This is a genomic window from Rhizobium sp. NFACC06-2 (genome assembly GCF_900101425.1).
Classification (GTDB): domain Bacteria; phylum Pseudomonadota; class Alphaproteobacteria; order Rhizobiales; family Rhizobiaceae; genus Agrobacterium; species Agrobacterium leguminum.
Genome location: NZ_FMVA01000018.1, coordinates 17,711 through 30,522 on the forward strand (window position 1 = coordinate 17,711; position 12,812 = coordinate 30,522).

General features: G+C 60.8%; 12 protein-coding genes. 8 read left to right on the forward strand and 4 right to left on the reverse strand.

All coding sequences use genetic code 11. The features are described from left to right. Positions 1 to 30: 30 nt before the first annotated feature. The 4 genes from F3H58_RS23035 to F3H58_RS23050 all read right to left on the reverse strand — a co-directional run bounded on the left by F3H58_RS23035 (position 31) and on the right by F3H58_RS23050 (position 4,129). The gene (locus F3H58_RS23035) at positions 31 to 1,578 is read right to left on the reverse strand and encodes a hypothetical protein (RefSeq protein WP_149743907.1); all 1,548 of its coding nucleotides are present in this window, start codon (positions 1,576 to 1,578) and stop codon (positions 31 to 33) included. Positions 1,579 to 1,832: 254 nt separating this feature from the next. Beyond that, positions 1,833 to 2,141, reverse strand: coding sequence for a hypothetical protein (locus F3H58_RS23040; RefSeq protein ID WP_149743908.1), 309 nt, complete (start codon positions 2,139 to 2,141; stop codon positions 1,833 to 1,835). 48 nt (positions 2,142 to 2,189) lie between these two features. After that, entirely contained in the window at positions 2,190 to 3,419 is a 1,230-nt protein-coding gene (locus F3H58_RS23045; protein WP_149743909.1) for a hypothetical protein, read from the reverse strand. Between the two features lie 83 nt (positions 3,420 to 3,502). After that, entirely contained in the window at positions 3,503 to 4,129 is a 627-nt protein-coding gene (locus F3H58_RS23050) for a ribonuclease D (RefSeq protein ID WP_035263279.1), read from the reverse strand. A gap of 176 nt (positions 4,130 to 4,305) precedes the next feature. Between F3H58_RS23050 and F3H58_RS23055 the strand changes: the two genes are divergently transcribed. From F3H58_RS23055 to F3H58_RS23095, 8 genes are all read left to right on the forward strand, one after another. After that, the gene (locus F3H58_RS23055; protein WP_188129040.1) at positions 4,306 to 4,920 is read left to right on the forward strand and encodes a nucleoside 2-deoxyribosyltransferase; all 615 of its coding nucleotides are present in this window, start codon (positions 4,306 to 4,308) and stop codon (positions 4,918 to 4,920) included. Then, a complete protein-coding gene (locus F3H58_RS23060) occupies positions 4,917 to 5,666 on the forward strand; it encodes an SDR family oxidoreductase (RefSeq protein ID WP_149743910.1) in 750 nt (249 codons plus the stop codon). The genes F3H58_RS23055 and F3H58_RS23060 overlap by 4 nt, the downstream gene beginning before the upstream one ends. Before the next feature lie 552 nt (positions 5,667 to 6,218). Next, complete coding sequence (locus F3H58_RS23070; RefSeq protein ID WP_149743911.1) at positions 6,219 to 7,406, forward strand: M24 family metallopeptidase; 1,188 nt, start codon at positions 6,219 to 6,221, stop codon at positions 7,404 to 7,406. 120 nt (positions 7,407 to 7,526) lie between these two features. Further along, entirely contained in the window at positions 7,527 to 9,131 is a 1,605-nt protein-coding gene (locus tag F3H58_RS23075) for an ABC transporter substrate-binding protein (protein ID WP_149743912.1), read from the forward strand. A gap of 63 nt (positions 9,132 to 9,194) precedes the next feature. Further along, positions 9,195 to 10,202, forward strand: coding sequence for an ABC transporter permease subunit (locus tag F3H58_RS23080; RefSeq protein ID WP_149743913.1), 1,008 nt, complete (start codon positions 9,195 to 9,197; stop codon positions 10,200 to 10,202). Beyond that, on the forward strand, positions 10,199 to 11,113 hold the full coding sequence (locus F3H58_RS23085) for an ABC transporter permease subunit (RefSeq protein WP_063947192.1): 915 nt from the start codon (positions 10,199 to 10,201) through the stop codon (positions 11,111 to 11,113). Before F3H58_RS23080 ends, F3H58_RS23085 begins: the two co-directional genes overlap by 4 nt. 3 nt (positions 11,114 to 11,116) lie before the next feature. Beyond that, entirely contained in the window at positions 11,117 to 11,956 is an 840-nt protein-coding gene (locus tag F3H58_RS23090) for an ABC transporter ATP-binding protein (protein WP_003522485.1), read from the forward strand. After that, positions 11,953 to 12,798 (forward strand): ATP-binding cassette domain-containing protein, encoded by an 846-nt coding sequence (locus F3H58_RS23095; RefSeq protein WP_080819997.1) that lies wholly within the window; start codon positions 11,953 to 11,955, stop codon positions 12,796 to 12,798. The genes F3H58_RS23090 and F3H58_RS23095 overlap by 4 nt, the downstream gene beginning before the upstream one ends. The last annotated feature ends 14 nt before the right edge of the window (positions 12,799 to 12,812 follow it).

The following is a 12,812-nucleotide window of genomic DNA, read 5'->3' on the forward strand; positions in this document are numbered from 1 at the left end:
CGCACCGGCGAACGGGCAGCGGCGCGTTTCTCAGAGCATGCCGCTCATCTTCAGATAATAATTTTCCGCGCTGTCGTCGGAAGCCACCGCTGTCGGGCTTTCCTGCGTGTCGATCCCGTCATTGGCGGCGATGCGCTCTTCTTTTTCGTCCTGACCGTCGGAATTATCAGCGCCGGCTTCGGCCTCGCCGTCCGTCTCATCCTCGGAAAACGGGCCGCCTCCGCGCGGCGGCGTTTCCGATTCATAGTCCTCATCCGCCGGCGGATAGGCGACGAGCGGCAGCGGTGTTCCGTCTTTTACCAGAGCAGCGGCGATCAACGATTGCGAAGCCGATTGCTCCAGCATCGCCATCCTCGCTTCCGGGTCCAGCATGGCCCGAGGCAGCGGCTGGGCTTCGGGGCGAGGGGTCGCCGTTTCCGTTTCTTCACCCGAGGGGCGGGCTGCGGCTGTTGCGAGGGTCGGTTTTTCGGCGGGCTGATCGTCGGACGGTTGCTGCGCAACACCCTGCGGCGCGGGCGGAGGCTCTTGCGTGCCGGTCGGCTTGAGCGGAAGTTTGCCGGCAGTGGCGGCAAGCAGCAGGCTGTTCACGGTCTCCGCGTCGTCTGCGAACAAACCGGATGGCGTGGTAAGGCCCGTGCGGATTTCTTTCTGCTCCGGTTTCATCGTCTCCCGATGCGGAAGGGCAGGGCGGGCTTCGCCGGTTTCGGCGCGGAGCGGATTTGCCGGGCGGGCCTCGGCCGATACTTCCTTCATCACGCTGCCGGTTTGTGGCGGCAGCGGACGTGCCGTGTTTTCGGCTCTTCCATCCGGCCTTGCGGCATTGGTCGGCGTATCATGTGTGTCGGCAGTCGGGGTGGAAAGCGTGGGCCGGGGGTCCAGTTGCGCCGTCAGCGCCGCCACCGTTGCTTTCATCGCTGCGCCACTGAGGGCGAGCGGCCCGATGAGCAGCGGCAGGAGCCGGCTGACGGTCGCGGAATTTGCCGCCTGCGCTGTCGCGGCCGAAGAAGGGCGCGCTTCCGCATTCTGGCTCTCTGCGTTCTGCTGTTTCGGCTGGGCCGATTGTGCGGGGGCGGGATTGGAGGAATTGTTCTGCTGATAGGAGGAAACCACCGCCTTTGCCGCAAGGTCCGTTCCCTTGTAACGGGAAAGCTCGATCAGCAGCGCGAGGCGGGCAGCATCCGGTCCGGTCGGCTGTTTCAGGATTTCGGCAAGCATCGAAAGGGTCAGGCCCTGCAGGGCCTTGCCGACCTGCTGTTCCAGCGCCAGTCGTTGTGGCGCCGGCATCGTGCGGAGGGCCTCCGTCAGCCGCGTCACATAGGTCTCTATGGCTTCGCCATCCCGCCGGGGCAAGTTCATCAGCTTGCCGAGCGCTTCCGCGAGAACGGCGGTACTGCGCGAGAGCTGAAATTCGCTGGTGAGGGAGGCAATTGCCGCGCGGGCAAAAAGGCTGCTGTTTTCAGGGGCGGGAATGTTCGGTTGCGGCGGTGCAGCCTCTTTCACCTGCTCGCGCGGTGTCAGTGAAACCGTGGTTCCATAAGCGGCATCGGTTGCCGCAATTTTCGGTACAGGCGGTAACATGCTGCGCTCCGTTTCTATCGGTGACCGCCGCTGGCTGCGAAAGGGCCAATCCCCATTGGCTCTGTGATCCGCATCTGGCTTGAATGTTGAAAAATCGCCGCGCCGGTGATGGACAGGTGTCATCTCGCCCGCTCATGCGGGAGCGCCGTATACGCCTCTGGCCGCAATGCCGGTTGCAGCGCATACAGAATCATCGAGCTCAATCTTGGCTTGCAGATATTAAGATTTGGCTAACCAACGAATTGCGCGCCCGGTCAGGGCGAAACGCCGATGAACATGCGGTAAAGGCCGTTATCGTCGGAATTGACCGAGGAAATATGGTCGGGATCGCTGGGCGCCGTCTCAAAAGCTTCCGGCGGCATGGCATCGAGCCAGCTTGCCTTGGGAAGATTTCGATCCGGTTGAATGTTGACGGGGTCGATGGGGCTGTCTTCCTCAGCGGGCGCGGTGAAGGCCGCATCATCCGGAACGAGCGTCGGGGCGGCCATGGATAGCAGCGCCTGCGCGGCATTGGGTTCTGTGTCGTAAACGGCGCTGCCGGATAGGCTGGAAATATCGGTCATGTCTGAACTCACATCATGTTTCGCTCAAGTGACGATCGGAAGCGGCAATCATGCCGCCTTTTTCTTCAGCAGTTCATAAAGGCCATTGTCGTCGATCGAGATCGGCAAAATGGCGTTGCGGGTGTCTTCGACAAGCGCCTGCGCATCGAGCAGTTTTTCGCCGTCGTCTTTCGCATCGGCCGGATTGGTGGCTGCGTCTGTCTCCGCAGGTTCATTTTCGTTTTCCGCCGGGGCGGCTTGCTCAGCCGGCACAGCCGCAAGCACGGCGATCAGCGCCGTTTCCGACGATGTGTCGGCTGCCGCCTGCGGGTCGACGCTTTCCGTTTTTTCGTCGCCGGAAGCATCGATATGCTCCTTCACGACGTCCTGAAGCTCCTGCACGTCTTCAAGCTTGCCCTGCGCATCGCGCGCCTGGATATCCTGTTCCCGCTCGGCCTTCACCTCGGCATCGTTGATTTCGCCAATGCGATCTCTGCCGCGTTCGGCCTGCAACTCTTCCCTGGTTTTCGGATCGGCGACATCTTCGAGACGCTGAATGACCTTCAGGGTTTCACGCGTCATGAAGCGGGTGCCCTGCGCCTGTTCGTCCAGGGCCTCCTTCACGGCGCGCGCCTCATCGCCATAGGGGTTGGCGATGGCGGAGATCATCTGCCGGGCGGAGACGCCGAGTTGTTTGAGGCCGGTCGATTCTTCCAGATCGTCGACATTTTTCGGCAGGGTCGCGCGCGCCGCCATGATGGCTTTCGACATCTGCTCGCCGAAATCCTCTTCCGTGCCTGTGAGGCCTGCACCCTTCGCGATGCGGGCGGCAAGGGTGGCCATGGGATCGGTCTTGCTGTTGACGCCATTGTTCAGCACGTCCACGACCTCAGCCTCTGAAACGCCGAAGGATTTCAGGGAAATTTTCGTGGCTTTCCCCTGCGCATCGGTTTTTTCGAAGCTGTCGGTCAGGGTCAGCGCATCCTGAAGCCTTCGCGCGAAGGAAAAGCTCGATTCGTCCTTTTCCTGTGTGATGCCCAGCGCGGAGGAAAAACGGGAGACGAGCGAGGCGAAGGCATCGGCATCGGGTTTCATGACGCCGAAGAGATAGGCGCTTATCTTCTCATTGGCGGCGCGCTGGCTTTCGTCTGGCTGCGGGGTCGTCTTGACCGCATCGTCCTTTTTGGTGCCGTTGGCCTTTTCCTGCTCTTCGCGCTGGCGTTCCTCGATGGTTTGGACCATCGAGCGCATGAGGTCGCTGACTGCAATGCCCGCCGTCTGCTGTAGCGGAGTAATCATCCCTCGAAGTCCCCGGCCGCCAAAGTTGCGGCCGAGAATAGGCAATTCTGGTAAATCAGTGCTTAAACCAGATGCGGGCTCGCTCAGCTATGGGCGAAAATATCGGTTTCTTCCCAGCCGAGGAGGTCGAGCTTCGCGCGGGTCGGCAGAAAGGCGAAGCAGGCGTCGGCATGGTCGAGGCGGCCGTCACGCACGAGGCGCCCTGTCAACTTGTCGCGCAGCGCGTGCAGGTGCAGCACGTCGGAGGCGGCATATTCGAGCTGCGCCGGCGACAGGGTCTCGGCAGCCCAGTCGGAAGATTGCTGGGCCTTGGAAATATCGACTTCCAGCATTTCCTTGAGGTTGTCCTTCAGCCCATGCCGGTCCGTATAGGTACGGGTCAGCCGCGAGGCAATCTTGGTGCAGAAGACCGGCGTGGTGGTCACGCCGAAGGTGTGGAACAGGACGGCGATATCGAAACGGCCATAGTGAAAGATTTTCTGGCGGGCGGGGTCGGCAAGCATCCGCACGAGGTTCGGAGCTTGTCTCTGGCCGGCGGCGATGCGAATGACGTCCGCCGTGCCGTCGCCCGGCGAAAGCTGAACGACGCAGAGGCGGTCGCGGCGCGGCACCAGTCCCAGCGTTTCCGTATCGATTGCGATGGCGCCGGTGTAACGCGCGGCATCTTCGGCGGAAATATCGCCTTCGTGGTAACGGATGGGTGCTGCCATGTCCTGCTCCAGAAATTCCAGTTTCCTGCTCCGGCTATAACGGAAAGAGCGGCGGGACGATACCGTTTTATCGGCTTGTCCAGTGCGCCACGCCGCATGCCCTTGGCACTTGCCTTTGCGAAAGCCCCCGGGTTAGGGTCGGGAAATCCTTTCCTGACAAATCGCATGAATTCCCGATGACAAAGAAAATCTATCTCGCCGGACCGGAAGTATTCCTCCCGAACGCGCGCGAAATGCTCGACATCAAGGCCTCGCTGGCGCGGGAAGCCGGTTTCACGCCGCTTTCGCCGGGCGATCTGCAAATTCCGCCGGCGGACACCAGGGTCGGTCACGGCTGCAACATCAATGCCGTCGATGAGCGGATGATGCTGGAAGCGGATGCGGTGATTGCCAATCTCACGCCGTTTCGCGGGATCGCCGCCGATACGGGAACCAGCTATGAGCTGGGCTTCATGTGCGCGCTGGGCAAGCCGGTTTTCGCCTATACCAATGTCGCGGCCAATCACTTCACCCGCATCAAGGCGCATTATGGCGGCGTCGCCACCCTGGATGAAACGGGCCGTTATCGCGGGCCGGACGGGCTGTCGATCGAGAATTTCGACATGGTCGACAATCTCATGCTGCATGGCGGGATTTTGCGGCGCGGCGGCGTCATCATCGTTGGCGATGCTCCCGAAGAGGCTTTGTATACGGATCTCGAGGCCTACAGGCGCTGTCTTACGGCGGCGGCCGAAAAGTTACTGACACCGATTGACCCTGAAAAAACCAATAGAGTGGAGGCATCATCATGAGCGGAACCATCCTCATCACCGGCGCGACATCCGGCTTCGGACAGGCCACGGCGCGGCGCTTCGTCAAGGAGGGCTGGAAGGTCATCGGCACGGGCCGGCGGGCGGAACGGCTGGAGGCGCTTTCAGCCGAGCTCGGTCCCGCCTTTCATGGCCTCGCCTTCGACATCACCGACGAGGAGGCGACAGGCAAGGCGCTGTCCGGATTGCCGGAAAGCTTCCGGGATATCGACGTTCTCGTCAACAATGCCGGCCTCGCACTCGGCACCGCGCCCGCACCGCAGGTGCCCTTGAAAGACTGGCAGACCATGGTGGACACCAACATCACCGGTCTCCTGAACATCACCCACCATCTGCTGCCGACGCTGATCGGGCGCAAGGGTATTGTCGTCAACCTCTCGTCAGTGGCCGCGCATTACCCCTATACGGGCGGCAATGTGTATGGCGGTACCAAAGCGTTCCTGCGGCAGTTTTCGCTCGGCCTGCGTTCCGACCTGCATGGCAAGGGCGTGCGGGTGACATCCATCGAGCCTGGCATGTGCGAAACGGAATTTACGCTGGTGCGCACCGGCGGCAATCAGGAAGCCTCGGACAATCTCTACAAGGGCGTCAATCCGATCACGGCGGAGGATATTGCCAACACCATCCACTGGGTTGCCTCGCAGCCGAAGCATATCAACATCAACAGCCTCGAACTCATGCCGGTCAACCAGTCCTTCGCCGGTTTCCAGGTCTATCGGGAAAGCTGATGTCTCGCGATTTTAGGGAGTGCTGAAAAACAGGGCAGGAATTTGCGAGCTATGCAAAAACGCAATGCTGCATTGCGAGACTTGCTCTGTTAAAAATCGCAGAAGCCGCTATATTCAAATCATCGAAGCGATGCACTCCTCCTCCCAGCGTTGCTCGATGTGGATCGGTGGTACTCCTCCTCCCAATCACCGATCAAGTTTGAAGCCTGCCGCACCTCCTCCCGCGGCAGGCTTTTTCCTTTTCTGGGCATCTATTCCTTGAATATTTTGGGCTGTCGACTTTCAGCGCACCGGATCGGTGCCGAAGACGGTCCGCGGTCTCCCCTTGGATTTCCGGGGGATTTTGAATTTCTGCGTCAAGGCAACGAGCGTTGAAATCAGGCGTGCGTCGATCACATTTTCGTTATGTCTAGATAAATTTGCACAGTTTTGTGGTGACGTGCCCTGCCGGGCCATTGCCTACCCCCCGCCCTGTGTTTAAGCATGAGCAAAAGAACGCTTGGGAGGTTGCCGGCACGCCTGTGTCTGCGGCCCGAAAGCGGCGGGGAGAGAATGGCAGACTTTCAAGAGGCGCTGAAGCGGTTTCAGCCGATCGCGGTTTCATCGATCGCTGAAGACGAGCTCAGGTTGCGACTACGCGGCCTGCAGGCGCGAATGATCCAGCAAAATATCAAGGCGGTCTGGCTCGATGCATCATCGTCGCTGACCTATTATACCGGCCTGTCGCTTGGTCTTTCCGAGCGCATTCATGGCGCCCTGGTGCCGGCGGAAGGCGTGCCGGTCTATGTCAGCCCGACCTTCGAGGAGCCCAAACTTCAGACGCTCATCCGCATTGCGGGTGAGGTTGCCGTCTGGGAGGAGGATGAAAGCCCCTTCGACCTGATGGCAAGGCGCATTGAGGCGCTGGCCTGTCCCGGCCATCTTGTCGCCATCGATCCCGCCACCCCCTTCGTCTTCGCATCGGCCCTCATGCAGCGTCTTGAAGGGCGCATCATTTCCGCCCAGCCGATGATCGTCGCCCAGCGGCAGGTCAAATCCGCAGCCGAGATCGCCATCATCCAGAGGGCGATGGACGCGAGCTACGGCGTGCAGAAGGCCGTGTTCGAGACGCTGCGTCCCGGCGTTTCCACCACGGAAGTCGCTGATTTTGTTAATGCGGCTCATATCGCCCTTGGCCTGAAGCCGCTTTTCGTGGCGGTGCAGTTCGGCGAGGCGACGGCCTATCCGCATGGCGTGCCCCATGCGCAGACGCTCAGCGAAGGCGATATGGTGCTGGTCGATCTTGGCGGCATTCTTCACGGCTATCGTTCCGATATCACCCGCACCTATGTCTTCGGCAAACCGACGGAACGGCAGCGTTTCCTCTGGAACGCCGAGCGCGACGCGCAGGCGGCGGCCTTTGCCGCAGCCAAAGTCGGCGCTGCCTGCTCGGATGTGGACAGGGCCGCGCGCGACAGCCTGGTAGCGGCCGGCTTCGGCCCGGATTATCAGCTTCCCGGCCTGCCGCACCGCACCGGGCACGGGCTTGGGCTGGATATTCACGAAGAACCCTATATCGTTGCAGGAAATGCCACGGCGCTGGAGCCGGGCATGTGTTTTTCCATCGAGCCGATGCTGTGCGTTTATGGCGAATGCGGCGTCCGTCTCGAGGATATAGCCTATATGACGGAGGCGGGACCGCGCTGGTTCTGCCCACCGGAGAAGAACCTCGACCGGTTGTTTCAGCCGGTCGCCGGGTAATTGGTCGGGAGGCAAAGGACCGAACGGCGATAGGGGTGATCCCATGTCGCTGCTGACCAGAAGAGGTAGGCCCCCGGACGGGGCCGCAGGAACTCAGAAAAAGAGGGAAAGGACCACCAGATGAAAACGCTGACCCGCAGTTTGCTTATCGCCTCTGCGATTGCGATCACTTCCGCCATGCCCGCCATGGCGAAGACCTTCGTTTATTGCTCCGAGGCATCGCCGGAAGGCTTCGATCCGTCGCCTTATACCGCAGGCGGCACCTTCGACGCTTCCGCGCATCCGGTCTACAACCGTCTGACGGCGTTCAAGAAGGGCACGACCGAAGTAGAGCCGGGCCTTGCGGAAAAGTGGGACGTTTCCAAGGATGGTCTCGAATACACTTTCCACCTGCGCAAGGGCGTCAAGTGGCACTCCAACGACAAGTTCACGCCGAGCCGCGAATTCAACGCTGACGACGTGATCTTCAGCTACAACCGCCAGGGCGACGCGAAGAATCCGTGGAACCAGTATATCGCAGGCATCACCTACGAATATTACAACTCCATGGAAATGCCGTCCCTGATCAAGGAAATCGTCAAGGTCGACGATTACACGGTCAAGTTCGTGCTGACCCGCCCGGAAGCGCCGTTCCTCGCCAATATCGCCATGCCTTTCGCTTCGATCGTGTCGAAGGAATATGCCGATACGCTTGAGAAGGCCGGCACCAAGGAAGACTTCAACAACCTGCCGATCGGCACGGGTCCGTTCAAGTTCGTCGCCTACCAGAAGGACGCGGTCATCCGCTATCAGAAGAATGCCGACTACTGGGGTGAAGCCCCGAAGATCGACGACCTGATCTTCGCGATCACGCCTGACGCCGCCGTTCGCCTGCAGAAGCTGAAGGCCGGCGAATGCCACCTGATGCCTTATCCGGCTCCGGCTGACCTCGCCACCATCCGCGCCGACAAGAACCTCAAGCTCGATGAACAGCCGGGCCTGAACGTCGCTTACTTCGCCTACAACACGACCGTTGCACCTTTCGACAAGCCGGAAGTGCGCAAGGCGCTGAACATGGCGATGAACAAGCAGGCGATCATCGACGCCGTGTTCCAGGGTGCAGGCCAGGTTGCCAAGAATCCGATCCCGCCGACCATGTGGTCCTACAACGACAGCATCAAGGACGATGCTTACGATCCGGAAGCAGCCAAGAAGGCTCTCGAAGCCGCTGGCGTCAAGGATCTGTCTATGAAGATCTGGGCAATGCCGGTTCAGCGTCCGTACATGCCTAATGCCCGTCGCACCGCCGAGCTGATCCAGTCGGATTTTGCGAAGGTCGGCGTCAAGGCTGAGATCGTCTCCTTCGAATGGGGTGAATATCTCAAGAAGTCCACCGAAACGAAGCGCGACGGCGCCGTCATCCTCGGCTGGACCGGCGACAACGGTGACCCGGACAACTTCCTCAGCGTTCTCCTGTCCTGCGCCGCAACCGGTGAAGGCGGTGCGAACCGTGCACAGTGGTGCAACAAGGAGTTCTCGGACCTGCTCGCCAAGGCAAAGCAGACCACCGACGTTGCAGAGCGCACCAAGCTTTATGAGCAGGCCCAGGTAATCTTCAAGGAACAGGCTCCGTGGGCGACGCTTGCGCACTCCACGCAGTTCGTTCCCATGTCCGCCAAGGTTTCCGGTTTCACCATGAGCCCGCTTGGCGACTTCACCTTCGAAAACGTCGACATCGCGGAGTAATCCCCGAACAACCGGACGCGCGGAAGAACCCTGTTCTTCCGCGCGTCTTTTCAGGAAAAAACCATGATCCGGTTCATTCTCGGCAAACTTCTCTATCTCGTTCCGACCTTCCTCGGGATTACCATCGTCGCCTTCGCCTTCGTGCGCGTCCTGCCGGGCGATCCCGTGCTGCTGATGGCGGGCGAGCGTGGTATTTCGCCCGAACGGCATGCGCAGCTTGCCGAACAGCTCGGTTTTGCTCAGCCCATCTGGCAGCAATATCTCCATTTCCTCGGACGGCTGCTTCAGGGCGATCTCGGCAATTCGCTGGTCACCAAGAAGCCGGTTCTCACCGAGTTCCTGTCGCTCTTTCCCGCGACGGTCGAGCTTGGTCTCGTTGCCATCATCATCGCAACGCTGATTGGCGTTCCGGTCGGCGTGATCGCCGCCATTCGTCGTGGCTCCTGGTTCGACCAGATTTCCATGACGACGGCGCTCGTCGGCTTCTCCATGCCGATCTTCTGGTGGGGGCTGCTGCTCATCATCATGTTCTCCGGTATCCTGCAATGGACGCCGGTGTCAGGCCGAATCTCGCTGATGTATTTCTTCCCCTCCGTTACCGGTTTCATGCTGATCGACAGCCTGATTTCGGGACAGAAGGGCGCGTTTGCCTCGGCGTTTTCGCATCTTATCCTGCCCTCGGTGGTGCTTGCCACCATTCCGCTTGCCGTCATTGCGCGCCAGACGCGCTCGGCCATGCTTGAAGTTCTCGGTGAGGATTATGTGCGCACGGCCCGCGCAAAGGGCATGTCGCCTTCGCGCGTCGTTGGCATTCATGCGCTGCGCAACGCCATGATCCCTGTCATCACCACTATCGGTCTCCAGATCGGCGTGCTGATGGCGGGTGCCATTCTGACAGAAACCATCTTTTCCTGGCCGGGTATCGGCAAGTGGATGATCGATTCCATCTCGCGCCGCGACTATCCGGTCGTGCAGAGCGGCCTGCTGTTGATTGCGGGCCTGGTGATGATCGTCAACCTGCTCGTCGATTTGACCTACGGCCTCATCAATCCAAGGATCCGTCACAAATGAGCGATGTGACCACAGCTCCGGTCGTCAGGCTTTCTGACGCCGCCATCCGCCGCCGGATGATCGCCGATTTCTGGTTTTATTTTCGCCAGAACCGTGGTGCCGTCATTGGCCTTGCTGTCTTCATCCTGTTGGTGCTTGTCGCGGTGTTTGCGCCGCTCATCGCGCCGCATGATCCAACACAGCAATATCGCGACGCCCTGCTCGTGCCGCCGGTCTGGCAGGAAGGCGGCCGCGCTGGCTTCTTCTTCGGCACGGACGCCGTCGGGCGTGACATGTTGTCCCGCCTGATCTACGGCGCGCAATATTCGCTGTTCATTGGCATCGTTGTCGTTTCTATCGCGCTCGTCGGCGGTATCGTCATCGGTCTCATTGCCGGCTTTTTCGGCGGTTGGGTCGATTCCGTCATCATGCGCGTCATGGACGTCATCCTGGCGTTTCCATCTCTGCTTCTGGCGCTGGTGCTTGTCGCGATCCTTGGGCCGGGCCTCACCAACGCGATGATCGCCATTGCCATCGTCTATCAGCCGCATTTTGCCCGTCTGACGCGCGCTGCCGTCATGAGCGAGCTCAGGCGTGAATATGTCACGGCCGCGCGCGTGGCCGGTGCCGGCAATCTGCGGCTGATGTTCAAGACCATCCTGCCGAACTGCCTTGCGCCGCTGATCGTGCAGGCAACGCTTTCGTTCTCCTCTGCGGTTCTCGATGCGGCTGCACTCGGCTTCCTCGGCATGGGCGCGCAGCCGCCCGCTTCCGAATGGGGCACGATGCTGGCGGAAGCGCGTGAATTCATCCTGCGCGCCTGGTGGGTCGTGACCCTTCCGGGCCTGACGATCCTGATCTCGGTGCTCGCCATCAACCTCATGGGTGACGGCCTGCGCGATGCGCTCGATCCCAAACTGAAGCGGAGCTGAGCGATGAGCCTGCTGAAAATCAAGAACCTCACTGTCAAATTCGCCACCGCCACCGGCGCCTTCACGGCCGTCAACGGCATCGATGTTTCCGTCGACAAGCACGAGGTGCTGGCCATCGTCGGCGAGTCCGGTTCCGGCAAGTCGGTATCGATGCTCGCCGTAATGGGGCTTCTGCCCGATACGGCGACGATCACCGCCGACGAGATGACCTTCGATGGCAAGAATCTTTTGGCCATGTCGCCGCAGGAGCGCCGCCGGGTGATCGGTCGCGAGATCACCATGATCTTCCAGGAGCCGGTCGCCTCGCTCAACCCGTCCTTCACGGTCGGTTTCCAGATCGAGGAGGTTCTGCGCCTCAATCTCGGCATGAGCGGCGCTGCCGCGCGCGCCCGCGCTCTGGAACTGTTCCGGGCTGTCGGCATTCCCGAGCCGGAAACCAAGCTCAAGGCCTATCCGCACCAGATGTCGGGCGGCCAGTGCCAGCGCGTGATGATCGCGATTGCGATCGCTTCCAAGCCGCGCCTGCTGATCGCCGACGAGCCGACCACTGCGCTCGATGTGACGATCCAGAAGCAGATTCTCGATCTCTTAATGAACCTGCAGGCGGAATATGGCATGGCGCTGATCCTCATCACCCATGACATGGGCGTGGTGGCGGAAACCGCCGACCGCGTCGTCGTGCAATATAAGGGCCGCAAGATGGAGGAGGCGGATGTCTTGAGCCTGTTCGAGGCCCCGCAGCATCCCTATACCAAGGCACTGCTTTCGGCCCTGCCGGAAAATGCCACCGGCGACCGTTTGCCCACGGTTTCCGATTTCTTCGGCAAGGAGGGCGTTCAATGAGTATCGTTGTCGAAGGCAAGGGCATTACTCGCGACTATCACGTTCCCGGCGGCCTGTTCGGCGGCGCTAAGACCGTTCAGGCCCTGAAGGGCATCGATTTTGCCGTCGAGCGCGGCAAGACGCTCGCCATCGTCGGTGAATCCGGCTCCGGTAAATCGACGCTGGCCCGCATCATCGCGCTCATCGATCCGGCATCCGGCGGCGAACTGAAGATCGAAGGCAAACCTGTCGATATCGCCAGACGCCGTCCCGATACTGAGATGCGCTCCAAGGTGCAGATGGTGTTCCAGAACCCCTATGGCAGCCTCAATCCGCGCCAGAAGGTGGGCGACGTGCTGATGGAACCGCTGGTCATCAACACCAAGATACCGGCTTCCGAGCGCCGCGAGCGGGCCGAAGCCATGCTGGTGAAGGTCGGTCTCGGTCCTGAGCATTTCAACCGATATCCGCACATGTTCTCCGGCGGCCAGCGCCAGCGCATCGCCATTGCGCGCGCACTGATGCTGAACCCGGCGCTGCTGGTGCTGGACGAGCCGGTCTCCGCGCTCGATCTTTCGGTGCAGGCGCAGGTGCTGAACCTTCTCGCCGACCTTCAGGAAGAATTCGAGCTGACCTATGTTTTCGTCAGCCACGATCTTTCGGTGGTGCGTTACATCGCCGACGATGTGATGGTCATTTCGAAGGGTGTGGCGGTGGAGCAGGGCACGCGCGAGGAACTCTTCGCCGATCCGAAGCACCCCTATACCCGCCAGCTTTTCGCTGCGACACCGATCACGGATGTCGATGCCATCCGCGCCCGCGTGGAACGCCGCAAGGCGGCACGGCTGGCAGCGACAGCCTGAAGGCTGACGACATA